Genomic DNA, 26,238 nt, shown 5'->3' with positions numbered 1-26,238 from the left:
GGTCTCAGCCCATCTGTATGGACGGGCCCGGGGTGGGGTGCGGGGTGATGGTCGTCCCCGAGGGGGCGGGGACGGTGGGGGTCGGGATCGGGCTCTCACCGTCGCCCGTCTGCGGGATCTGGGTGAAGGAGGGCTTGGTGCCGCCCGAGGGCCTGGGATCGTCCGAGGCCCTCGGGCAGTCCCTCGCCCTGCCCTTGCCCCTGGCGGTCGTGTCCGCGCAGTCGCGCGGGTCGTCGCCGTCGTCGGGCGAGTCGCCGGAGCCACCGGGGCCCCGCGGGCGTTCGGGCGCCGGTTCCCGCCGTCCGTCGCTGCCGTCGTAGCTCGTGGTGGGCGGTGAGACGGTCCTGGTGGTGGTGATCTCCACAGTGGAGGGAGTGGTCGGCGTCCGGTCCCGCGGCGTGCCGGGGGGCGGACGGGTGGCGGCGTGGAAGATGGAGGCCGTGGGAGTGCCCTCGGCGGGGAGAACCAGCGGCACCGACTCGGGGACATCGAAGCCGCCGTCCGAACCGGAACCGCCGCCACCGGTCGCCGCGGCCACGGTGACCGCCGCCATGGAGACCGTGGCGAGCGCCGCGAAGCCGGCCTGCGACAGGTGCGCACCCTTGCGCGCGGCCCTGCGGGCCCTCTTGCCGGAGATCTCCACCGGGATCGAGGGCTCGTCATGCGTACGGAAGGGCGGGGAGGACCGGGCGAACGCGTGCGACAGACGCGACGACGGCGACTGCGGTGATGACAGTGATGGCGGTGATGGCGGGGCCTCAAGCCGCACCATCCCGGCTCCCGGGGTGCGGGGCACCGGTGTCCAGATCTCCGCCAGCACCTCCGCGACCGCCTCGCGCAGGTCCCAGGGATCGCCCACGCCGCCCGCGGCGAGCAGCGCTCCGAGCAGGTCGGCCGCACCGGGTCGTTCCGCGGGGTTCTTGGCCAGGGACGCCTCGACGGCCGGGCGCAGCAGGGCGGGAACCGAGGCCACCCTCGGCGGCTCGACCAGGATGCGCCGGGTCAGCGTGTCCGCCTCCCCCGCGCCGAAGGGGTGGTGGCCGCCGGCGGCGTAGGCGATCAGGCAGCCCCAGGCGAAGACGTCGGAGGCGGGCATCGCGAGCCCTCCGGTGAGCCGTTCGGGGGCGACCCAGCCTGGGCTGCCCATGACCTGCCCGGCCTGCGTGTGCGCGGCGAGCACGTCGACGTCCCTCGCGATACCGAAGTCGATCACCCGGGGACCGGTGTCCGACAGCAGCACGTTGCCGGGCTTGAGGTCGCGGTGGACCAGCCCCGCCTCGTGCACCGCCACCAGCGCGGCGGCCACCCCCAGGGCGACACCGTACGCCAGATCGGGGGTGAGGGGGCCGTACGCGGAGACCACCTGGGAGAGCGCGGGGCCGGGAACGTACTCCGACACCAGGTAGGGACGGTTCCCGTCGATGCCGTCCTCGATCACCGCGGCGGTACAGAAAGGCACCACTCTTCGGGAGAATCGCACTTCTTCCGCGAAACGGGCGCGGAGCGTGGCATCGTTGAGATGCACCGGATGCGGCGTCTTGAGCGCCACCACCCCACCCTGCGGATGCTCGGCCAGATAGACGATGCCCATCCCACCCACCCCGAGGCGGCCGAGCAGAAGGTAGCGGCCGATGCCGATCGGGTCTCCGACGGTCAGCGGCCGCACACCGGTCGGCATGCCGTTTCCAGGACCTGCTCCCCCACGTGCCATCCTCGTTGAGCCTCTCGTGCGCGGGCTACCGGCAAGCACACTGTGGCGGGATTCGAGCGTCCTTCGCCCCCGACCGGCCAGAAGGGGTATGAGAGGTAAGGCGAATGATCCCTCAGGGTAAGAAATCCGTGGTGTGCGGGATGCCCTTGGGACGTGGTGGAACGGTGTGACCAGCGCGGAAGGCCTGCGGCCTGTCGCGGGCGCCGCGTCTCAGGCGGCGGCGGATCCGGAGCGTCCGGGGCGTCCGGGGCGCCCCGGAGGCCCCGGAGGCACTGCTCGCTTGCGGAGCGCCGGAGCGGTGTCCTCGGGAGTGAGATCCGGCGCGGAAAGGTCGGGAACGGAAAGCCCCGACGGGAGAAGGCCCGGTACGGAGAGATCCGACGCGGTGAGGTCCGACGCGGTGAGGTCCGGCATCGCGCGCCTCCGCTTCGAGCCGTCATGGACGGGCGGGAGGTCCTGGGCCGCGTCGAGGAAGCGGGCGATGTGCGGATACACCTCGCGGGCCTCGGGGACGACGTCGGCGAGGATGGGGAAGACGTGCGGCATGCGGGGCCACTCCTCGTACGTGACCGGCACCCCCGCGGTGCGGGCCCGCTCGGCCACGCGGCGGCCCTCGTCGCGCAGAACCTCGGTGGAGCCGGTGACGACCATCAGCGGGGGCAGGCCGGTGTAGTCGCCGAGGACCGGGGAGAGCAGGGGGTCGTGGGGGTCGAGGCCCGCGGTCCAGCGGCGGGCGAGCCAGTCGACGCGACCGGCCGGGATCATCGGGTCGAGCAGCCGGTTGACCCTGCGGGGCGCGCCGGTGAGATCCGCCCACGGGGAGAGGCACACGGCGGCGGACGGCAGCGGCATCTCCCGGTCTCGGAGCGCCAGGAGCGTGGCGAGGGTGAGGTGGCCTCCGGCGGAATCCCCGCTGAAGACGACGTCGGCGGGGTCGTACCCGTTCTCCAGGAGACACTGGTAGGCGGCGATCGCGTCCTCAAGGGCCTCGGCCGGCCGGTGGACGGGCCCCTGGCGGTAGTCGACCGCCAGTACGGGGCGCCGGGTCGCGGCCGCCAGGCGCCAGGTGATCGGCCGGTGGGTCACCGGGGAGCAGGCGAAGTAGCCTCCGCCGTGGAAGTAGAGCAGGACCTTGTCCTCGTCGAGTTCCTCCCCGGCGCGTACCCACTCCCCCGGGCACGGTCCCGCCTCGTCGGGGGTGACGGTGACGTGGACGGGCAGGCGGAACGGCACCCTGCCCGCCAGCGCGACGATGCGGGAGGCCGCGGCGAAGCCGACGTCGTTCCTCAGCAGCAGGTCGGAGATGGGCTTGAAGGTGCCACGCATGATCACGTTGAGGGCTGCGGCCTGCCAACTGAAGGGATAGGCCGGACTGACGTCCATATCGATCTCATCGTGCATGGGGGACCTCCAAAAAAGGACATTCCCCCCAGAATGGGCTTCTATCGGCGATTGAACATATCGAGAAGATTACAACTACGTATCACGCAAGTACACGTCACCCTGGCGTCACATCCGAACACCGACCGTAATCACGCCTGCGACCCCACCCCGAATCGGCTCGCCGGTCGACCTCCGCCCCCCTTCGCCTCACGGCGCCACCGAGGCGGGGACGGCGACCCCCGCCACACCGGCGTTCGACGAGACCGCGAACGACCTGGACGCGGCCGGCGAAACCCTCCGGACGCCGACTTCCCGACCACCTCGATGTCGACCAGGACAGCGAAGCTTGGCGACCGAGATGCATACTACGAAGTCCCGCCGAGTTAAATGTGATGTTTGTCACACAACAATGATCATCGCGGGTCGTGGGACAGCTCCTGGTGAGCACTTGAAGCACTCTTGACCGGAACGGTCTCCCCATGTGTGGACCCGGCTTTCCGGCGACACCCACCGCCCTCCTTTGCGCCGAAATCCCTTGCGCGTAGCCACAAACCTCTCAGGCGGAGGTCGACGAAACGGTCGGCCGATCATCGGCCCGAGGGTGGACGGCCATCGTGAACGATCTACCAAAAGCGGCTCTGAGCAGGGATTCCCCAAGGCGAGGGAAGCTTTCGTGGGAGTGATACTGCCACCTTGTCAAAGGGTTTCTGACATACCGTAAATGCCATGGACAGCGACAAGCTCCTGGGTGAGTTCCTGCGCGCCCGGCGCGAACTCATCGTCACCGACCAGGTAGGGCTCCCCCAGTCGGGGTATCGGCGGACCCCGGGGCTGCGCCGGGAAGAGGTGGCGATGCTGGCCGGGGTCAGCACCGACTACTACATCCGCCTGGAGCAGGGAAGGGAGCGTCACCCCTCCGATCGAGTGCTCCACGCTCTCGCCCGGGTCCTCGACCTCGGTCCCGACGCCACGGCGCACCTGCACGAGCTGGCGCACCCCCGGCCGCGACGGCTGGAGAACGCGGGGCTGCCGGACCAGGTCAGACCGGAGCTGCTGCGGCTGATACGAAGCTGGCCCCGTACCCCGGCGATCGTGACCAGCCGCCGGATGGACGTGCTGGCCGCCAACCAGATGGGCGACGCCCTCTACGACCGGCTGGAGCACAGGGACAACCTACTCCGGTTGATCTTCCTGAACCCCTTTTCCCACCTGTTCTACCGGGACTGGGAGGAGTCCGCCCGCTCCAAGGTGGCCCAGCTGCGCGCCGTCGCGGGCGCCGGCCTCGACGATCCGTATCTGACCGAACTGATCGACGAGCTCTCGTTCAAGAGCGCGGACTTCCGCAGCCTGTGGGCGCGCCACGACGTGTCCACCGAGAGCCTCGCGACCAGACGCCTCCGCCACCCTGACGTCGGTAACCTGACGCTCGCGTACGAGTTGTTCACCATCGGCGGCTCCCTCGGTCAGAAGCTGATCGTCTTCCAGGCCGAACCCGGAAGCCCGTCCGCGCACGCCCTGGACCTGCTGGGCAGCCTCTCCACGCCGGCGTCGTCGTGAAAAACGCGGAGGGATCACGACTGCGCTCGATCCAGGCGCGATACACGATCATCACGACGATGGTGCTCCTCGTCATCCTCGCCGTGGTGGGGGCGAGCATCGACATGGCGATCCGCTACCGGCTCCAGGACGACGCCTTCGGCAACGCCGAGCAGGTCGCGAGCCAGTGGAGCGCGATGGCGAGGCTCGGCACCCTTCCCGATCCGATTCCCGTCTCGGCTCCGGTCGATCTCGTCCAGGTGGTGAACGCCAACGGCGTGGTTGTCAACTCCAGCACGGGAGCGATGGGCATGGCGCCGATGAGCTCCTTCCGCCCTCCGTCCGACGACCGGTTCCAGCAGCTGACCGAGGGCCCCCTCATGGTCATGGCAATCCGGGTCTCCGCCGCGGCCGACTCACCCGTCGTCTACGCGGGCCTCAGGGAGCCGGCGATCCTGCACAAGAACCACCTGGAGTACTTCATCAGCGCGGGTCTCCTCGTTCTCCTCGCCCTGGCGTCCTGGATGACCTGGTGTGTCGTGGGGCGGACGCTACGGCCTGTCGCGGCGATACGCGGGCGAATGTCCGAGATCACGGCGAGCGACCTGAGCCTGCGGGTGCCCGTCCCGCCGGGCGAGGACGAGATCGCGCTGCTCGCCCGCACCGCCAACCAGACCCTGGCGCGGCTGGAGGAGGCCGTGGAACAGCAGCGCCGTTTCGCCTCCACCGCCTCCCACGAGCTCAGGACCCCGATCACCGGGCTGCGCGTGCAACTGGAGGAGGCACTGCTCTATCCCGACGACACCGATCCTCGCGACACCATCCGGAGCGCGCTCACGACCAGCGCCCGGCTGGAGGCGATCGTGAACGACCTGCTGCAGCTGGCCAGGTTGCGCGCCGCCGACCCCGCGCCGCAGGAGCCGGTCGATCTCGGCGCCCTCGTGAAGGAGGAGGCGGCCCAGGGCACCGGGATGCGGATACGGGTCCAGGCCGCCGACGGGGTATGGGTCCGCGGCTCCCGGATCCAGCTGATCCGGGTGGTGGGCAACCTTCTGAGCAACGCGCGACGGCACGCCGACAGCCGCGTCGAGGTCTTCGTCGGCGTCGAGGACGGGGAGGCCGCCGTGGCCGTGGTCGACGACGGCGCCGGCATCGCGCCCGCCGATCGCGAGCGCGTCTTCGAACGCTTCACCCGCCTGGACGACGGGCGTCTGCGCGACTCCGGCGGCAGCGGGCTCGGCCTCGCCATCTCCCGCGACATCGCCCACGCCCATCGGGGAACCCTGCTGATCGAGGACTCGCCGCGAGGGGCGAGGTTCGTCCTGCGGCTACCGCTGTCGGACGCGCGGCCGCGCGGGAACGGCCCGCAGGCCACGTTCGACGACACGTCGAAGGCCCCACCACCGCCCGCCAGGAGTGCCACCGGCGAGAAGAACTCCGGCGAAGAGGGCACCTGCGAGAAGAACGACGGCGCGGAGGGCCGCTGCGCGGAGAACCCGGTCAGCCCGGCCGGGCACCACCGGCGGTGACAGAGGGCCACGCTCATCGGACTTCTTCGTAGTCCTCCTCGTACTCCTCGTCGTCCCGGAACCGCGGTGCCCAGCGGGAGGGCATCAGCACCGGCAGGAAAAGCAGGATGCCGAGGAGTGCGTAGACGCCGCTGGTCAGCAACAGGCCCATGCCGCGACCGGCCTGCAGGAGCACCTCGTGGAAGGTCGGATCGTCCGGGACCAGGCCCATGGCACGCCTGACGTCCAGGGCGTAGACCACGGTCCAGGCGAGCAGGACGATCGACGGGACGAAGGCCGCCATCGGGGAGACACGACCGGCGACCACCAGTCCGACCAGGAGACCGATCCCGGCCATCACCCCGAGGGCGATCCAGGTCCTCGAACCGCTCTCCGCCGAGGGAACAGCCGCCAGGCTCGCCCCCGCCTCCTGCACGGCCCAGCCCGCACCGAAGAGGAGAACGGCCGACACGACCAGTCCGACCAACACCCCAGCGACGTGCCGCATCGCCATCACCTCGGCTCGAAGGAGCTCTCACGGTCGCGGCAACCATAGCGACAAAAACATTAAAACGGCAGACGCCCCGGAACGTGAGAATATGTGGGTCACCATGCGCGCTCGCCTCCCATTACGCCTCATGCGCGCGGCCGCCTTCTCGGCCGTCTGCCTGGCACTCGCCGTCCTCGGCCACGTGGCCGCGGGCGGTTCGGTGCCGGGGCCGTGGGCGGTGGCCGCGGCGGGCGCGTCGGTCACCGCGATGGCCACGCTGCTCGCGGGACGGGAGCGGTCGGCGGTGGCGATCGGTGCCGGGCTCGCCACCCTGCAGCTGTCACTGCACGAGGTGTTCGCCCTCGGTGACGCCACCGGGATCTCGCTTCCGCATCCGCACGTCAGAGGGTTGGGCGAGAGCCTCGGCATGCTTGTCGCGCACCTCACCGCGACCCTCGTCACCGGCTGGTGGCTGGCCCGCGGCGAGAGTGCCCTGTGGGCGCTGCTCCGTTCGGCCGGCCGGCGTCTCGGCGCCATGTTCCCGCTGCTGCGGCCCCCGGCGGCCGTCGCCGCTCCGCCACGTCCCGCGTACGCCTCGGTCACGCCCGTTCTCCCGCGTGCCGTCCTCCGTCACTTCGTCAGCCGGCGCGGTCCTCCACTTCCCGCCGCCTGACTCGACCAAGGAAAACCCCAACCCCCGAATTTTCGAAGTGGAGAACCTCCATGTCGCTCACGCATGCCTGCCGTCGACTCGCCGCCGTCACCGCCGGTGTCACCGCGCTCACCCTCGGCCTCGCCCTCCCCGCCCTCGCGCACGTCACCATCAATCCCGGCAGCGCCCAGCAGGGCGGTTTCACCAAGGTCGCCTTCCGGGTCCCGAACGAGCGCGACGACGCCTCGACGACCAAGCTCGAGGTGACTTTCCCCACCGACCACCCGTTGGCGTTCGTCTCGGTCAAGCCGGTGCCCGGCTGGGAGGTCAAGGTGGTCGAGGGCAAGCTCCCCAAACCGGTCACCACCGAGTACGGCGAGCTCACCGAGGCGGTCACGAAGGTCACCTGGTCGGGCGGGAAGATCGATCCCGGCCAGTTCCAGGAGTTCGAGGTGTCCATGGGAGCCCTGCCCACCGACACCGACCAGCTCGTCTTCCCCACCACCCAGACCTACAGCGGCGGCGAGGTCGTGAAGTGGGCGGACGAGCCCAAGGCCGACGGCTCCGAGCCCGAGCGCCCGGCCCCGACGCTGAAGCTCACGCCGGCCTCCGCCGAGGGAGACGGCCACGGCGCCGTCGCCTCCGCCACCCCCTCGGCCGCGGCCCCCGCGTCGGCACCCTCCGTGGCTCCCGCCGCCTCCGTCGAGAGCTCGGACGGCACCGCCCGCCTGCTCGGCGGGGCCGGGCTCGTACTCGGGATCGCCGGGCTCGTGGTCGGTGCCCTCGGCCTGCGCCGCGGGCGCGCCTCCTGAACATCCTTCGATCGCCTTGTGATCGTCTTCTGGTCGCGCGCGGAACGGCCCCGGGAAGGCTTGGGTTCACGTGGTCGTCGCGACTCCTCGATCCGAGGAGTCGCGACGCCCCCTTGAAACCACCAGGAGCTTCCCGGGGCCGTTCCGCGTCCGTCCGCACCTTTCCCGGAGACCGGCGCGGGCCCCGGCACAGAGGCGGCGACGGCGCCGTCCGAGATCAGGCGGATCAGGCGGATCAGGCGGATCAGGCGGTGATGTCCTTGCCGGTGAAGCGCGCCCAGGCGACGGAGCCGAAGACGGCGACGTAGGCGGCGAAGACCAGCAGCCCCTGCCCCATCTCACCGGTGGCCACCGGATCTCGCAGGACACCGTCGAAGCCGCTCCACCAGTGGGTGAGCAGGTAGGGCTGGATCGCCGACAGCTGCGGGATGACCCCCAGCAGCTGGGACACGATGACGACGACCACGGTCGAGGCGATGGCGCCGACGGACACCTCGGTGAAGGTCGACAGCGCCAGCGCGACGGCGGCCAGCGCGGCCATGCCCGCGGTGACGTACAGCGCCACGACACCGATTCGCAGCACGCCGTCGAGGAAGGGGATCGTCCCTCCCGACAACAGCGTGATCGGCCCCGCGGGGAACAGCAGCAGGCCGACGAGCAGCGCGGACAGCGCCACCGCGGCGACGGCGGCCAGGCAGAAGACGACCGCGCCGGCGTACTTGACGGCCAGCAGGCGGGTCCGGCCGGCCGGGGCCGCGAGCAGGTAGCGCAGCGTGCCGATGCCCGCCTCCCCCGCGATCGAGTCACCGGCGACGACCGCGACGGTGACCGGCAGCAACAGCTGCACCAGGACGGAGAACGCGGCGAAGGTGAGGAAGAGCCCGTTCCCCGCGACCTGTTCGAAGATCGCCGACCCGCCGCCGGCGCCTCCCTCTCCCCCCATGGACCCGCTGAACATCCGCAGCGCCGCCCCGATCAGCGCCGGGATCACGGCGAGCACGGCGAGCATCGCGATGTTCCTCGGCCGCCGGAAGATCAAGCCGATCTCCGAGCCGAGCAGCCGCAGCCATGCCCGAGGGGCGCCCACCGCCCGCGCGAGCGGAGGGGCACCGCTAACCGTCGACATCGAATCCCTCCCCGGTCAGGCCCACGAACATGTCCTCAAGGCTCGGTCGCTGGACGACGAGGCCGCGGACGGCGACGCCGTCGGCGACCAGGGCGGCGCACACCCGCTCCGCCGCGCCGCTCCCCAGCGCGGCACCGACCTCACCGTCACCGAGACGGATCTCCGCCAGGCCGAGCCCCGCCAACACGGCCGCCGCCTCGACGGTGTCGGGGGTCTCCACCCGGATCCTCACCGTCTCCCGCGCGCGCAGATCGGCGATGGATCCCTGGGCGACGAGCCGCCCGGTTCGCATGACGGCGATGTGGGAGCACATCTGCTCCACCTCGGCGAGCAGGTGGGAGGAGACGAACACCGTCGTCCCCTCGGCGGCGATCTCCTTGACCAGGCCGCGCACCTCGCGGGTGCCCTGCGGGTCCAGGCCGTTGGTCGGCTCGTCGAGGATGAGCAACTCCCTCGGGCCGAGCAGCGCGGCGGCGATGGCCAGCCGCTGGCGCATGCCGAGCGAGTAGGCGCGGTAGCGCTTGCCCGCCGCGGCGGCGAGGCCCACCCGTTCCAGCGCGTACCCGATCCTGGCCGAGACCGTGCGCGGATCCGCGGAGGGGTCGGCGGCGTCGTAGCGGCGCAGGTTGGCCTCGCCCGACAGGTAGGGGTAGAAGGCCGGGCCCTCGACGAGGGCGCCCACCCTCGGCAGCACGCCGCCCGCCGCCGAGGGCATCGGCGCGCCGAGCAACCGCCACTCCCCCGCCGTCGGGGCCACCAGACCGAGCAGCATACGAATCGTGGTGGTCTTTCCCGAGCCGTTGGGGCCGAGGAAGCCGAAGACCGACCCGCCGGGTACGGCCAGGTCGAGGGCGTCCACGGCCACCTGACCACTTCCGAAGCGCTTGGTCAGCCCGCTGGTGACAATGGCGAGATCCCCGTCGGCGGCGGGACCCGGCACCGGTCTCTCGTCCGTCAGCACGGCACCCCCGGCCACCCCGCCGTCCCTGACCTCGCCGGCTCCGCTCTCCGAGGTCTCGCCGCTCCGGTTCTCACCGTCCCCGCCGTTTCTCGCGTTCTGGACGATCGGCACTTCTCCCCCACTGCTCGTCGGTCGTGGGACGGCCGCGCGGCCGCCCCGTCTCATCTCACGCCCCGGACGTTCACGGGCCGCCGGATCCGCCTGATCTCCCGAACGCCCGCGTGGTCCGGAGGGCGTCCCCGGTTCACGTCCTCCGATCCCGCACACGGGATCGGAGGACGCCCGCCGGGAGCCGGGCGCGGACACCTGACTCCCGGCGTCGTGTTCACTTCCGACCGGCCGCCTCGGACAGCTTCTCCGGGGTGACGGCGCCGACCAGCAGGCGGCCGTCGTCGGTCAGCAGCGCGGAGACCAGCTTGGTCTGGACGACCTTGCCGCTGCCCCACGTGCCGCTGATCGGCTTGGCCGACTTCAGCAGGGCGTCGGTGATCGCGTCGGCGTCCTGTCCGGCCGCGTCTCGTGAGGCCTCGTCCCGTGGTGCCGAGGTCAGCTTCCGCATCTCGGAGGCGGGGATCACCGCGACCGTGGTCCAGCCTTCGCCGACGATCTCGGCCTTGTTCCTGATCTCCTCACCTTCCCTGAGCTTCTCCCCCTGCCGCCCGCGCTCCTCGGCGAGCTCGCCGAGCGACGTCTCCTCGACCTTGGCGCCCGCGGGCGGGGTGAAGGTGAAGTTCTCCGCGGCGGGCGGGGAGAAGGTGACCGAGGTGAAGCCGATCTCGAAGGCGGGCTCGGCCGCGCTCCTGGCGTACACCTGGATCCGCAGCGGGACGAAGGTCTCCCCGTCCAGCGCCACCTTGACCTCCTTGACCAGGGAGGAGGCGTCCTTGGGCGCGAGGACGAGCTGGTAGGCCGCGCGGTCGGCGACCTTCTCGGTGTTGGTCACACTGATCGCGGTGTCGTCCCCGGCCTTCTCCAGCAGCTGCCGGGCGAACTGCTGCGGTGTGGCCGCCGTGGGCAGCGCGCTACGTGCGGCGCCGTCGGCCGGCCCCCCGTGCCCGAGTCCCTCGGCGTCCTTCGCCTCCCCCACCTTGATACGGGTGGCCTTGTTCGCGTCGCTCTGCCACATCCACACCTGGTCGCCGTTGACGATCAGGTTGGTCTCGCTCATCCGCCCCGGGAGGGCGAAGCGGACCTTGTCCTCACCGCCGTACCAGACCTTGAGCTCGTGCGAGCCCGCGAGCAGGCCCGCGGGCGAGGATCCCCCCATGCCCGCCACGTCGGGCAGCCCCGGCAACCCGAGTGAGGCGGTCTGCACGACGGTGCCCGACATGGGTTTGAGCCCGGTCTGGCTCGCCTGGACGGCGTCGGCCAGCAGCTGCTCGGCGGTGCGCTCGGGCAGCGCGGGGTCCCCCTGGACGGCGGCGATGACCGGTCCGGCTCCGATGGCTCCGGCGACCACCGCGATCGCGGCGACCGGTACCGCCCACCTCACCGCGCGCCCCCGTCTCGCTTGCTCAGACATCTCATTCCTCCACGGTATGCCGTCAATCCCTGTCAGCAGCAGCCTGCGCGACGGGTCCTGTGCCGAAGCTGAGACAGACTGAGAGGGCTCACAGGCTTCTCAGCCGCCTCTCAGGCCGGGTGGTCGAGGATGGGCACGTCGGGACGGTGAAAGGGGCAGTCATGCGGGTTCTCGTCGTCGAGGACGAGCGGAGGATGGCCGCCGCCCTGCGGCGTGGCCTGCAGGCCGAAGGGTTCGTGGTCGACCTCGCGCACGACGGGGAGGACGGCCTGCACCAGGCGAGACACGGCGACTACGACGTGGTGGTGCTGGACATCATGCTGCCCAGGATCTCCGGCTACAACGTCTGCAAGCAGCTGCGGGCCGAGGAGAACTGGGTTCCGATCCTCATGCTGTCGGCCAAGGACGGCGAGTACGACATGGCCGACGGGCTCGACCTCGGCGCCGACGACTACCTGACCAAGCCGTTCTCGTACGTGGTGCTGGTGGCCAGGCTGAGGGCGCTGCTGCGGCGCGGGGCGAGCCGGCGCCCGGCCGTGCTGAGGGCCGGAGACCTGGAGCTCGACCCGGCTCGGCGGCGCGTCACCAGGGGGGAGACGCCGGTGGAGCTGACGCCCAGGGAGTTCGCGCTGCTGGAGTTCCTGCTCCGCCACCACGACGAGGTGGTCTCCAAGACGGAGATCCTGGAGCATGTCTGGGACACCTTCGACACCGATCCCAACGTGGTGGAGGTCTACGTCGGCTACCTGCGGCGCAAGATCGACGTGCCGTTCTCCCGGAACGCGCTGCAGACGGTACGGGGAGCGGGATACCGGCTGGCCGGCGATGGCGGCTGATCCGGCGCACCGGGATTTCGGGGACCCACCCGCCAAGGCGGGCACGGGTTCCCGCACCGGCACGGGTCCGCACGGAGGAGGGCGCGCGGTCGGCAGGTGGCGGCGCAAGAGCCTGCGCTTCCGGCTGACGGCGGTCGCCTCGGCCGTGCTGGCGGTGGCGCTGGTGGTCTCGGCCTACGTGATGATCACCGTGCTCGGCAACGCGCTGCGGGACACCATCGACGAGTCGATCTACCAGCGGGCCAGGGACACGGTCTCGCTCGCCGACGCCGGACGGCTGCCCGACGAGATGACCTCGTCGGACGGCACTCTCCTGCAGGTGATCGACGGCGCGGGGCGGATCACCCACACGACCACCGGCACCGACAGGCTGGTGCCGCTGCTGGACGCGGAACAGCGGGCGGCGGCGATCGGCGAGGGCGAGGCGCGGTTCCTGGACGGCAAACCGTACGGCATCCCGCACCTGCTCCGCGTCCGGGTGCTCAGCGCCGACCGGGGGCAGACGGTGATCGCGGCGCGTTCCTTCAGCGAGGTGCAGACCAGCATCTCCACGGCGGGGAACGTGCTGATCGTCGGCACGCCACTGCTGCTGGTCCTGCTCGCGGCGGCGAGCTGGGTGATCATCGGCGGGACCCTGAGGCCGATCGCGGCGCTGCGCCGAGGTGCGGACGAGATCACCGACACCGCCCGCTCGCGTCGCCTGCCGGTGCCCGAGGCGCGCGACGAGGTGCACAGTCTGGCCACGACGCTGAACGCGATGCTGGCCCGGCTGGAGAAGGCGGGCATCCGGCAGCAGGCCCTGGTCTCGGACGCGGCGCACGAGCTGCGCAGCCCGCTGGCGAGCATTCGGCTCCAGTTGGAGGTGGCTCTCGGCCACCCCGAGGGGCAGGACTGGCGGGAGACGGCCGAGGGCGTGCTCGAGGACACCATGCGCCTGTCCCGGCTGGCCGAGGACCTGCTCTCGCTCGCCCGCCTGGACGAGCGCGGCGGCACGCCCGCGCGGGGGGAGCCGGTGGAGCTGGACCAGCTCGTCCCGCAGACCGTCGAACGCTACGGCGAGGCCGTCACGGTGAGGATCATCGGCGACCCGGACGGTGCGCCCGAGAGCGGCCCCGCCCCGGCCGGCGGCGCGGTCGTCGACGTGACCGGCGACGCGACCGGGGGCGTGTCCGGCGGCGTGTCCGGCGGCGGCGCAGGCACGCCGGAGAACCGGTCCCGCGACGCCGGCGGCGCGGTGGAGAGCAGATCGATCACGGTCACCGGGGACGCGCTGGACCTGGGCCGGGTGCTCGTCAACCTGGTCGACAACGCGCTGCGGCACACCTTTGCCCCCGTGGTGGTCGAGCTGCGGACCGAGGGGGCCGACGCGGTGCTGACCGTCACCGACGACGGGCCGGGCATCCCCGAGGCCGACCGGGAGCGGGTGTTCGACCGGTTCACCCGGCTGGACAGCTCGCGCAGCCGCGACGAGGGCGGAGCCGGGCTGGGCCTGGCCATCGTGCGCGAGACGGTCCACGCCCACGGCGGCGCGGTCCATCTGGAGGACGCCTCCCCGGGTCTTCGCGCGGTCGTACGGCTTCCGCTGTCCTGATCGAGGCCGTTGGATCACCCGCTCGGCCGGGCGACGGGCCTCCGTCGTATCCCCCGTACGGGTCGATTCGTGTGATGCTGGCATTTTCCCGGCGGCCCTCGCGGGCCGTTCCCTTCCGGCCCGCGCGAGCCGTACCCCCGAGGAGAGCGATGAGCCTGCCCGACAAGGGCCGCAGCACCGAGGAACTGCTGGCCGAGATCACCCGCCTCAAGCTGGAGGACCTGCCGGTGCGCGGAGGCAAGGTGACCGCGTACGTCTACGACACCGGGCGGCCAGAGGTGCACGAGGCCGCAGCCAGGGCCTACTTCGAGATGCTGGAGGTCAACACCCTCGACCCGACGGCCTTCCCCAGCGTGGTGGAGATGGAGAAACAGGTCGTCGGCGCGGTCGCCGAGCTGCTCGGCGGCGGGTCGGGCATCTTCACCAGCGGCGGCACCGAGTCGATCATGCTGGCGGTGAAGGCGGCACGGGACGCGCGGGAGACCGCGGGACGCCCCCGGATGGCGGTCCCGGTGACCGCGCACCCGGCCTTCCACAAGGCCGCGCACTACCTGGGGCTCGTGGTGGACGCCGTGCCGGTGGACCCGGTGACCTTCCGCACCTCCCCCTCCGACGTCGAGGCCGCGATCACCGAGGACACCGTCCTGGTGGTCGCCTCGGCTCCGTCCTACCCGCAGGGCGTGATCGACCCGGTCGCCGGGATCGCCGCAATCGCCGCCGCGCGTGGCGTGCCGTGCCACGTCGACGCCTGCGTGGGCGGGTGGCTGCTGCCGTGGCTGCGCGAGGCCGGGGCGGACATCCCGCCCTTCGACCTGTCGGTGCCCGGGGTCACGTCGCTCTCGTGCGACCTGCACAAGTTCGGCTACGCCCCGAAGGGCGCCTCGGTCGTGCTGTTCGCCGATCCGGCGATGAGGCGGCGGGCGTACTTCGCCTCGGCGTCGTGGCCCGGCTACACGGTGATCAACGCCACCGTGCAGAGTTCGAAGTCCGCGGGCCCGCTGGGCGGCGCGTGGGCCACCCTCCAAGCCCTGGGCCGGGAGGGCTACCTGGAGCTCGGGCGCACCACCCTGGCGGCGGCCCGCGAGCTCCGCGCGGGCATCGCGAAGATCCCGGGGCTGCGGGTGCTCGGTGACCCGGAGTCGGCGCTCGTCGCCTTCGGCTCCGACGGAGGCTCCGGCAGTGGCTCCCACGGGGACTCCGGCGGCGAAGGGGTGGACGTGTTCGTGCTGTCGGACGAGGCGCGGAGACGCGGCTGGTTCCTGCAGCCGCAGCTGTCCTACGCGGGCATCCCGGCCAACATCCACATCACGGTGACCGGGGTGACGCTGCGGGGCGTCGAGGCGATGCTGGAAGTGATCGCGCAATCCGTGGAGGCCGCGCGAGAGCGGGGTCCCGCCAAGCTGCCGGAAGGGCTGGTGGAACTGGTGGCGGGCCTGGACCTGGACGCGCTCGACGACGCCGCCTTCGGTGAGCTGGCGTCCGCGGTCGGGGTGGACCTGGGCGGTTCAGGGCAGCCGGAGATGGCCGTGGTCAACGCGGTTCTCGACGCCCTTCCCGCCGATCGGCGAGAGGCGATCCTGATCCGCTTCCTCTCCGTCATCTATTCCTGATCCACCGGCGTCACCGGCGCAGTCTTTCCACGGTGGCCAGGGCGGCGCGGGCGGAGGCGGCGTCGTGGACGCGGAAGACCCGGGCGCCCTGCCAGGCGGAGACCGCCAGCGTGGCCATGGTCCCGGCGTGGCGTTCGTCCACCGGCAGGCCGCCGAGGGTCTCTCCGACGAAGTCCTTGTTGGAGACCGCGACGAGCACCGGCCAGCCGGTGGCGACCATCTCGTCCAGGCGGCGGCTGACCTCCAGGGAGTGCCAGGTGTTCTTGCCGAAGTCGTGCGCCGGGTCGATGAGGACCGACTCCCTGGGCACCCCCGCGGCGACGGCGCGCTCGGCGAGGTCGACGGTGTAGCCGATGACGTCGGCGACCACGTCGGCGTAGGCGATGCGGTGCGGGCGGGTGCGTGGGGTCACGCGCCCGGCGTGCGCGCAGACCAGGCCGATGCCGTGCCTGGCGGCGACTCCTGCCAGCTCGGGGTCCACCCCGCCCCAGGTGTCGTTGAGAAGGTCCGCGCCCGCCTCGGCGACGACCTCGGCGACCTCGGCGCGCCAGGTGTCGACACTGACGATGAGCCGGGGATGGCGGCGCCTGACCTCGGCGACCAGGTCGGCCACCCGGCGGATCTCCTCGGCGGGATCGACCTCGTCGCCGGGACCCGCCTTCACGCCGCCGATGTCGACGATGTCCGCGCCTCCCGCGACGGCACCGTCCACCGCCTCCAGGGCCGCCGCGAAGCCGTACGTCCTTCCCCTGTCGAAGAAGGAGTCGGGGGTGCGGTTGACCACCGCCATGATCGCGAACTCGCCGGGCCGGAACTCACGGCCACGCAGGCGCAGGATAGTCATCGAGACCGAGCCTATAGCCCCGGTGTCGGAGAGGACGGCGCTCCCACCTGCGCCGCCTCTGGGGGAAATCTGGGAAAACCAGCGAACCACAGGGTCCTTACGCGGCCGACCCACTTTCGGCCACGGACAGGAACTCCTGGGCGATGGCGGGCAGCCGCCGCCGCGCGTGAACGATGGCGATCACCCGGCGGACCGAGGGATCGAGGGTGCGGACCACGAGCCCGGCGCGGGATGCCTGCTCGGCCATCCCCCGGTACCAGAGCATCGAGGCCGTACCCGAACGGACGGTGCTCAGCCAGTTGCCGCGCTCGTCGAGCTGCGTCGCCACCACGGGGGCCACACCGTGCTTGGCGAAGAGCGCGTCGAACTCCCTGCGCCGGGAACTGCCGGGAACCGGCAGCACCAGCCGCATGCCGTTGAGTCTCCTCATCGGCACCGGGTCGGGCAGGTCCACGCCGGGCGGGGAGATCAGCACGATCTCCTGGCGCTCCAGCGGGTGGCTGACCAGATCGGTGGGGACGGGCAGGTCCGTCAGGCCGAGATCGGCCCGTTGGTCCCTGATGGCGCTCACCACGCCGTCCCGCCCGTCACAGCGGACGATGTGAATGCGTACCCCGGGATGTTCCGCGGTGTACGCGGGGAGGAGGCGTCCTGCCAGCCCCGGTTCGAGGCTGGGTATCGAGGCGATGCGAAGCTCCGCCTCGGACGCGTGGCCGTGCGTGGACAGTGACTCGATCTCGCGGACGGCGTCGAGTGCCTCCCGGGCCAGCTTGACCACCCGGCGTCCCTGTGCCGTGACGACCACGCCACGTCCGGAACGTGCGAACAACGTCATCCCGAGCTCTCGTTCCAAATCCCTGATCGCACGGGAAAGGGCAGGTTGTGCGATGTACAGCGACCTGGCCGCGTCGGTCATGGTGCGATGCTCCGCCGTCGCGACCACATAGCGGAGCTGCTGCAGATTCATGGTTTGAAGCTAGGTCACGGGCCCTGGATCGGTCCGGTACATAGCGGAGATCACCTCGGATGATTTCGGAATGTAATCGAATGCAGCGACATCCGTGACGGATGATAAATCAGTATGCTTACGCCCCAAATTCGGCAAAAGTCCGGACCTGTAGCTCATATCAGACGCTCGGGGTAACGGGGAGACAGCGTGACAGGCAACGGACAACATCCTCCACCACCCCCTCCACCAGGGGGGCGACCACCTCAGGAGCCGCCCGGGTGGGCGGCTCACGGCCACCCCCAGCCGCCACCGGGGTATCCACCGCAGCCGGGACAGGGAGACCGTCCGGCGTCGCCGTGGCAGGGACACCCGTCGCCGCCGGGGCAGGGCTATCCGCACACGCTCATCCTGCCCACGTACCCGGAGCAGGGGCACCCCTCGCCGGGACAGGGAAACCCTCCGGCGCCGCCTCCGGGACAGGCCGGATATCCGCCGGCGCCACCATCGGGACAGGCCGGATACGCACCGGCACCGCCGAGGCAGGGAAACCGTCCAGCGTCGCCGCCGGGGCACGGGAGCCACCCGGCGTCGCCGCCAGGACAGGGATTCCCTCCCGGCTACGGGTATCCCCCCGCCTCCCGGCAGCCGAGCCCGCCCCAGAGCCACCCCCAGCCACCGCCCTCCGGATATCCGCCCCGGTTTCCGCCTTCGCCGGCGCGCCCGCAGCAGCCGCCGCCGGAACAGGGATACCGGCATATGCCTACACTGCCCGGCGGTCAGGCGCCGTACGACCATCCGGCCCCGCCGCCGCCGTACGGTCATCCGACCCCACCACCATCGCCATACGGCGATCCGGCCCCGCCGGCGCCGCCGTACGGTCATCCATCCCAGCCACCATCGCCGTACGGTCATCCGCCCCCGCCGCCGTACAGCCACCCGGCCCCGCCACCACCGGACCTGCGGCAGCGGCACGCCTACCCGCCACCGCAGTGGCAGCCGCAGCGCTCTCGTTCCAGTGGCGCCGGAGCGATCGTCGGCGGGTTCCTCGGCGTGTTCGCGCTGGTCTTCCTCGGGCTCGTGGTGATGGGCGCGGTGGCCAAGAACAGCCGCCGCTCGGTTTCGGTCTCGCCGGTCGCGATCTCGCCGCCGCCCACCTCCCTGGACGGCAGGCCCACCGCGAAGCCCGCGCGGACCGCGTCCAGCGAACCGCGGCGGACGACGACCTCCTCCGACGCCTCGAAGGACACGGTCACGCCCCCGACCAGGGCACGGGCGCTCAACACCAGCCTGGAGAAGAACACGCTCTACCGGGCCGGCGGGCTTCCCAGGGTCAACTGCCCGGCGGGATCGGCCAGCATCTACAGCCACAGTCAGCTCAAGGCACTGATCCTCAAGACCTCCAGATGCATGGACAAGGGCTGGTCCCGGATCATGCGCGAGCAGGGCATGGACTGGCGTCCGCCCGGCTACGCCCTCACCGCGACGAAGGGCCGCGGCGCCTGTGGCGACTTTCCCTCGCCGGGCAGCATGGTGCCCTACTACTGCCCGCGCAACACCACCATCTACGCCTCGACCAGGGCGATGGTGCGCGGGGTGGGCAACTCCGGCGGGTACGGCTCCATCACCGACTGGCACGGCGGGGTCGTCAGCATGATGGCGCACGAGTACGGACACCATGTGCAGCATCTGTCGGGGTTGTCCGACACCTGGTGGCAGAAGTCGCTCCGCTCCGGCAGTCAGAGCGGAAGGCTCGCGCTCAGCCGCCGGTTCGAGCTCCAGGCGACCTGCTTCGGCGCGATGTTCATGCGCTCGGTCTCGGCCAGCTATCCGGTGACCCCCGCCCGGCGCAACACCCTCTACTACTTCTACTCCCGCGTGGGCGACTGGCCCGGCTACCCCCGTGACCACGGTTCCCCGGCGAACAACCATCGGTGGTTCCGGCAGGGCTACGAGAAGAACAAGACGTTCCAGTGCAACACCTGGTTGGCACCGTCTTCAGCGACATCTTAGATAACATCACGACTTAAACGATCATTAACCACAGATTAGCTATCTGTCTGTCATGTCCAGGTATGGGGACTAGAATCCTGGCAAATTCCGTTCAATCGGGGAACCTTGGCTGTTTTGCCAGGTAGACCGGGGCAAGACGTAGTAGGAAGCGGTGTGACGATGCGCCTTGGGCAAGACTCGGGGGATCTCGCCGGCGACAGTGGGAACGGGAAACGGCGCCCCCGGCGCCGCAGCGGTGGCCAGGGCGCGGGCCGCGGCGGCGGCCAAGGTGCAGGTCGTGGCGTCGCGCAGGGGCCGGCCGAGACACAGCCCCCCGCCGCCCCACCCGGCACGCCACAGGCGCAGGGCTCTCCCTCCGGGCAGAACGCGTCCCCCTCCAGGGACGCGGCGAGCGGACTCCGGGCGGCTCCCGGCCAGGCCCAGAGCGTGCCGGACGGGCGGGGCACACCCCCGCAGACCCGGCCCGGCGTACGGGGCGCCACCGACGGGCAGGAGGCGCGCTCCCCTCTGGGCGCGCACAACGGGCCGGGGACGCCCTCCCCCCACGACGTACGCGGCGGGCAGGGGACGCCTCCCCCGAACGGCGTACGCGACGGGCAGGCCACGCACGACGCACAGGGGTCCGTTCCTTCCCGAGGGGCGCCCGAGACCGAGGCGGCCTCTCCCCCGCAGGCCGGAGCTGGACCGCGGCCCGACCAGCCCGCGGGACCGGCTCAGCCTCAGGGAGCAGCCCCGCCCGGAGGGCCCAGCAGTCCCGGAGGACCGGGCCAGAGCGGAGGGTCGCCTCCCGGCCCCCCTGCCCCTCCCGGACCGCCCGGGAAGCGGCCGCGGTTCGCCAAGCCGATGACGGTCGGCGCGCTCATCGGCTGGACCGCGTTGTCGGCGCTCCTGCCCGGCGCGGCGCACCTGCGGGCGGGACACCGCCGCACCGGATACATCCTCCTCACGATCTTCGGCGCGCTGTTGCTCGCCGCCCTGGTCGGTGCGCTCGTCCTCAGCGGTGACGGAAACGCGGGCTTCGTCGCCCGCGACAGCACACTGATGACCGGGGCGGTCCTCGCCATCGTCGGCGCGATCGCCTGGTTCCTGCTGGTGCTCTTCTCCTACGTCTCCCTCGGGCCCGACCGGCTCAGCGGCAGGGGACAGATCGTGTCGGGAATCGCGGTCGGCGTGCTGTGCGTGTCGGTGATGGCGCCGTTCGCGCTGACCGCGAGCACCGTGCTGACCGTCAAGGACGCGGCCAACAGCATCTTCGAGAGCGCCTCGGCCAACCCCACGGCGGCCCCCGTCAAGCACGAGGACCCGTGGGGCGGGCGCAAGCGGGTGAACTTCCTGCTCGTCGGCGGCGACGGCGCCGGAAACCGGGAGGGCGTGCGGACCGACAGCATGACCATGGCCAGCGTGCACGTCGCGACCGGCAACACCGCCATGTTCAGCCTCCCCCGCAACCTCCAGCACGTCCGCTTCCCGCCGAACACCCCGCTCGGCAAGCGGTTCCCCGACGGGTTCATGCGCGAGCTGCCCAACGGGGGCCTGCTCAACGAGGTCTGGCAGTACGCCGAGGACCACCCCGAGCTCATGCCCGACGTCAAGGACGGCCATCGAGGCCCTCGGGCCCTCATGGACGCGATCGGCTACACGCTCAACCTGAAGATCGACTACTACGCCCTGGTCAACATGTTCGGTTTCGCCCACCTGGTGGACGCCATCGGCGGCCTGAGGATCAGGGTGGAGAGCGACGTGCCCTGGGGCGGCCTCTACGGCACCGCGGGGACCATCAAGGCCGGATACCGGAAGCTCACCGGCGAGGAGGCCCTCTGGTACGGGCGCTCCCGCGTCGGCAGCGACGACTTCTCCCGGATGGCCCGCCAGCGCTGCGTCATCGGCGCCTTCACCCAGCAGGCCACCCCGTCGGTCGTGCTCACCAACTTCGTCAAGATCGCGAACGTGGCCAAGAAGATGGCCAAGACCGACATCCCTCGCGAGTTGCTCGAGCACATCACCGAACTGGGGCTGAAGGTCAAGGACGCGAGGATTGTGAGCCTCCAGTTCGTGCCGCCGGAGTTCTACACCGGCTCGCCCGACTGGCAGAAGATCCGTGCCGCGACCGCCAGGACGCTGCGCCAGTCACTGCAGCCGGCCCGTCGGCCCCTCGCCGCGACGGCCTCCCCCGGGACGAGCGGCGCGAGCGGATCAACGCCCACCGCCACACCCAAGCCCTCCAGGACGGCGGTGGCCAAGCCGAGCCAGACGCCCACCCCGAACGGCAAGGGCGAGGCCGCGTCCCTGGACGAGCTCTGCGGGTTCTGACCGCCCCGCGCGACCGGCTCCTGACCATCCCGCACGCATGTGGCCCGCCCTCCGCGAAGGAGGACGGGCCACCGGCGCTTTTCCCGGAGCCCGCCGGGCTCAGCCGACCTTGGCCGCTCCGACGCCCCTCGCGGTCCTGGGCAGCAGGACGAAGGCCCCCAGATAGATCAGGCCCGCGACGATCAGCAGTGCCTGGTAGCCGATGACCAGCGCCAGATACTCCAGGCAGCCTCCGACCATCGCGCCCAGCAGGTTCGCCCCGAAGGACACGGTGGCGTCCGCGGAGTCGGCGAAGCGCTTGGCGAACACCACGTTGGCCGCGAAGATCGGCAGGAACGCCACGACCACGGCCGCCACGGCGCGCACCGGCAGCGGCAGGCTCAGCAGCCACGAGTTGGGCACCAACCAGGCGAGGACCAGCCCCGCGAGCAGCACCCCGTACATCACCGGCAGCGACGGCACCCTGAAGCGGCGGGTCACCTCCACCGCGGCGAGCACGGCGACCAGCACCCCGCCGAACACGATCGCGTTCACCACCCAGGTGGTGCCGAACAGCAGCGCGAACCCGGTCACGCTCTTCGTCTCCAGCAGCAGGAACGCCACCCCGAGCAGGAAGAGGTCGGCGTACGGGCGCATCCGCCGGTAGGGACCGGCGACGGCGCGGACGGCGAGCAGGCTGACGACGAGGATCAGGCCGAGGGTGATGACGTAGATCTGCGGGATCGTCCGGTCCTTCAGGTAGAGGAAGGGCCGGTCGTCACCGCTCGGCGGCGGGGTGTCGGCGGTCGCCCCCGCCCATTCGGAGTCGCAGCGCTGCGCCTCGGCGGTGAGACCCGCGGTGATCACCGCCTGCTGCCCGGTCTCGCTGACGATGTCGACGCAGGGCTTGTGGCCGAAGGCGGCCTGCATGGTGGAGCCGAGGCGGTCCACCAGCCAGGTCTCGCGGTAGTAGTTGTACATCGAGAAGGTGCCGCCGGGCTTGAGGTGGTCCCTCGCCGCCTCCATCGCCTGCTGAGTGAACAGGTAGCTCTCCAGCCGCAGCGAGCTCGCCCCGGACACCAGGGTGAGCGAGTCGGGCAACGCGAAGAGGATGAGGTCGTACTTGTCGGAGGTCCGTTCCAGGAAGGCGCGGCCGTCGGTGACGTGGGCGGTGACGCGGGGGTCGCTGTACGGGCTGTCGGGGTGGTAGGAGCGGCCGAGTTCGAGCAGTTTGGGGTCGATCTCCACGGCGTCCACACGCTTGGCGCCCTTCGACAGCGCGATCGACACGTCGGTCCCGCTGCCCGCGCCCACGATCAGCACGTCGTCCAGCTTGCCCGAGGTCGCGCGCTCGTACGGCAGGGCGTACTGGCGTTCCCACTCCAGGCGGCTTTTGGCCGGGCTGGCCTGCTGGTGCGGGATGCCGTTGACCTTGATGTCCATCAGCGGCACGTCGTTCCAGTAGCCGCGCACGTAGGTCACCTTGTAGTAGGGCGACCACAGCGCCCCGGCCGTCAGCGACTCCGTCGCGAGGACCCCGACGACGATGAGGGAGGGCACGAGCAGCGCCGCGCGGGCCCAGACCTTGCGGGGCCAGAGCAGCACCGCGTAGGCGACCGCGGCGATCAACCCCCACACCACCGGGGGCGCGCTGAGGAACGACAGCGCGGTGAACAGCGCGATGCCGCCGAGGCTGCCGATCAGGTCGTAGCGGTAGGCCTCCAGCCGTTCCAGCTCGGGGAAGCACCGCCCGACCAGCTCGGCCGGGCCCATCAGCACGATCGCCGCCGCGGCGAAGATGACCGGCAGGATCAGCCAGGCGGGCGGCCCGCTCTCGCTCAGGCTCGTCCAGTACAGGACCCCCTCGGTCTGGCGGTCCACGGTGACCGGGAAGAGCCACACGACCAGCACCAGGACGGCGAGCACGATCGGCGAGTAGTACGGCTGCCGGGTGGTGCGTCCCACCCGGAGGAAGCCGAGCCCGATACCGAGAAACGACCCCAACAGGACGAAGTTGGTGAAGTAACTCAGATGAACGATGTTCGATCCGGTCCATCGGATCAGGGCCAGCTCCAGGAAGAGCATGAACCCACTGGCGACGATCAGTCTGGGCCGGGTGCTCAGCCAGTGGGTGTGCCGGACATCTGGGGTGGGGGGTGGAGTCGTCTCCGCCTCTGCGGTCATGCCGCCCAACGCTAGTCACCGGCACCCGCGCAGGGAAGGAAATCCATCCCTGTCGTTTGTGTGGGTTACATGCCATGAGGCCAGATAGAGGGTGGTTTCAACGGCTGGACGCGGTCGAGACGGATGCAGGAACGTGGTGGAGCCCGATCCTCTCAAGCCCCGGTGGTGCACATGCGGGTCCTGCTCCAGCTCCGTCCATCCCCCGACGTCGTCGCGGCCGTGGCCGACCCCTCGGTGAGCACGGCGGCGGCCGACGTCGCCGACGCGTTGCCCGGCGTCGTCGTGGACTCCTCCTTCACCCCTGTCGTCGCTCCCCGCCCGGTCCCCCTCGCCGGGGGCGATCCCCTCTCGCTCAACCAGCCGCTCACGTTCTCCTTCGCCGACGACGAGGCCTCCGTCCTGGTCCGCGGGGAGATCTCCGACGACGAGATCTCCACCCGGGTCACCCTGCTGCCCTCGCTGCGTCCCGACGTGGTGGGGGTCTTCGCCGACCCGATGATCCAGCGGAGCCTCACCTGCGGCGGAACGCCACCGGTGGGCGACTGGCGCGACGTGGAGCGGCTGCTCCACGTCTCCGAGCTGGCGCGCGAGGGCCTCGACGGCTCGGGCGTCGCGCTCGCGGTGCTCGACAGCGGCATCAACGCCGCGCACGTGGCCCGGCAGTTGGACCGCGGCGTGGCCCTCGACGCCCAGCGCAGCTGGAAGCCGTCGGGGGTGCGGGGCGAGGCGGGCGAGTTCCCCGTCGACCACGGCACGATGTGCGCCTTCGACGCGCTCATCGCCGCCCCGAGGGCGTCGCTGATCGACGTGCCCGTGCTGCTCTCCCGGCGTCCGGGCGGCTCGGCGCTGGACGGCCTGCTGTCGGACGCGGTCGCCGCATTCGCCCACCTGCGCACCGTCCTCGAAGACCAGCCCGCGGCCTCACGCTCCCTCGTCGTCACCAACAGCTGGGGCTCCTTCTCCCCCAGCTGGGACTTCCCCGCGGGCCATCCCGGCAACTACTCCGACAACCCGGCCCACCCGTTCAACCTGATCGTCTCCAGCCTGGAGCAGGCGGGCGCCGACGTGCTGTTCGCCGCGGGAAACTGCGGGCGCGACTGCCCCGACGGCCGGTGCGCGTACGCCAACCGGCCGATCACGGGCGCGAACTCCCACCCGCGCGTCCTGTCGGTCGGCGGGGTCGACATCCGTGGCGAGCGGGTCGGCTACTCCTCGCAGGGGCCCGGCCGCCTCACCGTGAGAAAGCCCGATCTCTGCGCCTTCACCCACTTCTCCGGCTCGCGGGCCTTCGGCGACGACGAGGCCGACTCGGGCACCTCGGCCGCGTGCCCCGTCGTCGCCGGGGTCGTCGCGGCCATCCGCACCCTGTGGCCCTCCTCCCGGCTGTCACCCTCCCAGCTGCGCACCCTGCTCCGGCGCACCGCCGACGACCGCGGCGACATCGGGTTCGACCACGACTACGGCTACGGAGTCGTCGACACCCCCGGGATGCTCGCCTCGTTGCGACGCCGCGCCAGGCGCGTAGCGTGAGTGCATGCTCCTGATCACCGTACGGCTCCCGCCCGACGCCACGCTCGCGCAGGCCATGCGGCGCCTGGAGCTGCCCGAGGAGGACGTCGACACCGACTACGGCCTGGTGCTCATCGACCCCGACCAGGGCCTGTACGGCCTGCGGGTGAGCGAGGTCGCCGCCCGCCGGGTCGCCCCGAAGGCGGGCGGCGGCCCTTACTCCGATCCGAGAATCGAGCCGTACGGCCCCCCTGGCTGAACACCTCGCTCGCGCGGGGCCCATGTGGGCCCCGCCCTGCGTCTCCGCCCGCCGGGCGAGGCACAGGAACAGAACCGGAAAAACGGTTCGGCACACTCTCCTTTACACGGAACGTTCCCGTACCACAAAGATCAAATATTTGGGACATCTCGCCCCCACAAAAGGCGGATTTCGGTCTTCATCGGTCCGTTATGATCTTTGCTTGTCCTTGACCTTTTTGACTCCCGGGAGTCCCCGTGCCACCGCGCGAGCGTCTCCGCCGCCTGCTCGAAACGCAGCGTTTCCAGCAGTTCATCATCGCCGTCATCGTGATCAACGCGGTCACGCTCGGATTGGAGACCTCGACGACGACGAGCGCCGCGCCGTACGGCGCGGGCGGCGGCGCGGAGGGGCGACACCCCCCGAACCACAAAGGAGCGCAAAACGCCGCGCCACCAGAAGCCAAACGCCCAAAGG

At 71.2% G+C, this 26,238-nt stretch carries 20 protein-coding genes and 1 pseudogene; 12 read left to right on the top strand and 9 right to left on the bottom strand.

Features of this window, described 5'->3' with window-relative positions; genetic code table 11:
- Positions 1-4: 4 nt before the first annotated feature.
- Positions 5-1,678, bottom strand: coding sequence for a serine/threonine-protein kinase (locus AB0B96_RS27320; protein ID WP_362903070.1), 1,674 nt, complete (start codon positions 1,676-1,678; stop codon positions 5-7).
- 243 nt (positions 1,679-1,921) lie between these two features.
- Positions 1,922-3,112 (bottom strand): alpha/beta hydrolase, encoded by a 1,191-nt coding sequence (locus AB0B96_RS27315; RefSeq protein ID WP_362903068.1) that lies wholly within the window; start codon positions 3,110-3,112, stop codon positions 1,922-1,924.
- A gap of 708 nt (positions 3,113-3,820) precedes the next feature.
- Between AB0B96_RS27315 and AB0B96_RS27310 the strand changes: the two genes are divergently transcribed.
- A complete protein-coding gene (locus AB0B96_RS27310; protein ID WP_362903066.1) occupies positions 3,821-4,651 on the top strand; it encodes a helix-turn-helix transcriptional regulator in 831 nt (276 codons plus the stop codon).
- A 59-nt stretch (positions 4,652-4,710) separates the two neighbouring features.
- On the top strand, positions 4,711-6,159 hold the full coding sequence (locus AB0B96_RS27305; RefSeq protein WP_362903064.1) for a HAMP domain-containing sensor histidine kinase: 1,449 nt from the start codon (positions 4,711-4,713) through the stop codon (positions 6,157-6,159).
- A gap of 13 nt (positions 6,160-6,172) precedes the next feature.
- Here AB0B96_RS27305 and AB0B96_RS27300 read toward each other — a convergent pair whose 3' ends face one another.
- A complete protein-coding gene (locus AB0B96_RS27300; RefSeq protein ID WP_350949110.1) occupies positions 6,173-6,646 on the bottom strand; it encodes a hypothetical protein in 474 nt (157 codons plus the stop codon).
- Positions 6,647-6,749: 103 nt separating this feature from the next.
- Here AB0B96_RS27300 and AB0B96_RS27295 point away from each other — a divergent pair, with 103 nt between their 5' ends.
- Complete coding sequence (locus AB0B96_RS27295; RefSeq protein WP_362903062.1) at positions 6,750-7,301, top strand: MFS transporter; 552 nt, start codon at positions 6,750-6,752, stop codon at positions 7,299-7,301.
- A 50-nt stretch (positions 7,302-7,351) separates the two neighbouring features.
- A complete protein-coding gene (locus AB0B96_RS27290) occupies positions 7,352-8,092 on the top strand; it encodes a YcnI family protein (protein WP_362903060.1) in 741 nt (246 codons plus the stop codon).
- Positions 8,093-8,336: 244 nt separating this feature from the next.
- On the opposite strand, the gene AB0B96_RS27285 is transcribed toward AB0B96_RS27290, so the two are convergent.
- The 3 genes from AB0B96_RS27285 to AB0B96_RS27275 all read right to left on the bottom strand — a co-directional run bounded on the left by AB0B96_RS27285 (position 8,337) and on the right by AB0B96_RS27275 (position 11,701).
- The gene (locus tag AB0B96_RS27285) at positions 8,337-9,218 is read right to left on the bottom strand and encodes an ABC transporter permease (RefSeq protein WP_350949197.1); all 882 of its coding nucleotides are present in this window, start codon (positions 9,216-9,218) and stop codon (positions 8,337-8,339) included.
- Positions 9,205-10,290: an ABC transporter ATP-binding protein gene (locus AB0B96_RS27280; protein WP_362903057.1), complete on the bottom strand. Its 1,086-nt coding sequence runs from the start codon at positions 10,288-10,290 to the stop codon at positions 9,205-9,207. Before AB0B96_RS27280 ends, AB0B96_RS27285 begins: the two co-directional genes overlap by 14 nt.
- A gap of 214 nt (positions 10,291-10,504) precedes the next feature.
- Positions 10,505-11,701 (bottom strand): DUF2092 domain-containing protein, encoded by a 1,197-nt coding sequence (locus tag AB0B96_RS27275; RefSeq protein ID WP_362903055.1) that lies wholly within the window; start codon positions 11,699-11,701, stop codon positions 10,505-10,507.
- Positions 11,702-11,862: 161 nt separating this feature from the next.
- Between AB0B96_RS27275 and AB0B96_RS27270 the strand changes: the two genes are divergently transcribed.
- From AB0B96_RS27270 to AB0B96_RS27260, 3 genes are all read left to right on the top strand, one after another.
- The gene (locus tag AB0B96_RS27270; protein WP_350949200.1) at positions 11,863-12,537 is read left to right on the top strand and encodes a response regulator transcription factor; all 675 of its coding nucleotides are present in this window, start codon (positions 11,863-11,865) and stop codon (positions 12,535-12,537) included.
- Positions 12,527-14,128 carry an ATP-binding protein gene (locus tag AB0B96_RS27265; RefSeq protein WP_362903052.1) on the top strand — a complete coding sequence of 534 codons (1,602 nt, stop codon included), beginning with the start codon at positions 12,527-12,529 and terminating at the stop codon, positions 14,126-14,128. The genes AB0B96_RS27270 and AB0B96_RS27265 overlap by 11 nt, the downstream gene beginning before the upstream one ends.
- Before the next feature lie 149 nt (positions 14,129-14,277).
- A complete protein-coding gene (locus AB0B96_RS27260) occupies positions 14,278-15,738 on the top strand; it encodes an aspartate aminotransferase family protein (protein ID WP_362903050.1) in 1,461 nt (486 codons plus the stop codon).
- Between the two features lie 10 nt (positions 15,739-15,748).
- On the opposite strand, the gene folP is transcribed toward AB0B96_RS27260, so the two are convergent.
- Positions 15,749-16,582, bottom strand: a complete 834-nt coding sequence (folP, locus tag AB0B96_RS27255) for a dihydropteroate synthase (protein WP_350949203.1) — start codon at positions 16,580-16,582, stop codon at positions 15,749-15,751.
- A gap of 97 nt (positions 16,583-16,679) precedes the next feature.
- Positions 16,680-17,549 (bottom strand): LysR family transcriptional regulator, encoded by an 870-nt coding sequence (locus AB0B96_RS27250; protein WP_362903048.1) that lies wholly within the window; start codon positions 17,547-17,549, stop codon positions 16,680-16,682.
- A gap of 738 nt (positions 17,550-18,287) precedes the next feature.
- On the opposite strand from AB0B96_RS27250, the gene AB0B96_RS27245 reads away from it, so the two are divergent.
- Both AB0B96_RS27245 and AB0B96_RS27240 read left to right on the top strand, forming a co-directional pair.
- Positions 18,288-19,541 (top strand): neutral zinc metallopeptidase, encoded by a 1,254-nt coding sequence (locus AB0B96_RS27245; protein WP_362903046.1) that lies wholly within the window; start codon positions 18,288-18,290, stop codon positions 19,539-19,541.
- A gap of 843 nt (positions 19,542-20,384) precedes the next feature.
- The gene (locus AB0B96_RS27240; RefSeq protein ID WP_362903044.1) at positions 20,385-21,851 is read left to right on the top strand and encodes an LCP family protein; all 1,467 of its coding nucleotides are present in this window, start codon (positions 20,385-20,387) and stop codon (positions 21,849-21,851) included.
- 99 nt (positions 21,852-21,950) lie between these two features.
- Here the strand turns inward: AB0B96_RS27240 and AB0B96_RS27235 are convergent, their stop codons facing one another.
- Entirely contained in the window at positions 21,951-24,014 is a 2,064-nt protein-coding gene (locus AB0B96_RS27235; RefSeq protein WP_362903042.1) for a spermidine synthase, read from the bottom strand.
- 171 nt (positions 24,015-24,185) lie between these two features.
- Here AB0B96_RS27235 and AB0B96_RS27230 point away from each other — a divergent pair, with 171 nt between their 5' ends.
- The 3 genes and pseudogenes from AB0B96_RS27230 to AB0B96_RS27220 form a co-directional block, all read left to right on the top strand.
- The gene (locus AB0B96_RS27230; RefSeq protein ID WP_362903267.1) at positions 24,186-25,544 is read left to right on the top strand and encodes a S8 family serine peptidase; all 1,359 of its coding nucleotides are present in this window, start codon (positions 24,186-24,188) and stop codon (positions 25,542-25,544) included.
- Positions 25,545-25,548: 4 nt separating this feature from the next.
- Positions 25,549-25,782, top strand: a complete 234-nt coding sequence (locus AB0B96_RS27225) for a hypothetical protein (protein WP_362903040.1) — start codon at positions 25,549-25,551, stop codon at positions 25,780-25,782.
- Positions 25,783-26,018: 236 nt separating this feature from the next.
- A pseudogene (locus AB0B96_RS27220) lies at positions 26,019-26,238 on the top strand (hypothetical protein); the annotation flags it as partial.

Source organism: Streptosporangium sp. NPDC049046, from assembly GCF_040649155.1.
Taxonomy (GTDB): Bacteria; Actinomycetota; Actinomycetes; order Streptosporangiales; family Streptosporangiaceae; genus Streptosporangium.
Note: the sequence above shows the minus strand (reverse complement) of the source record. Positions and strands in the feature narration are given on the sequence as shown.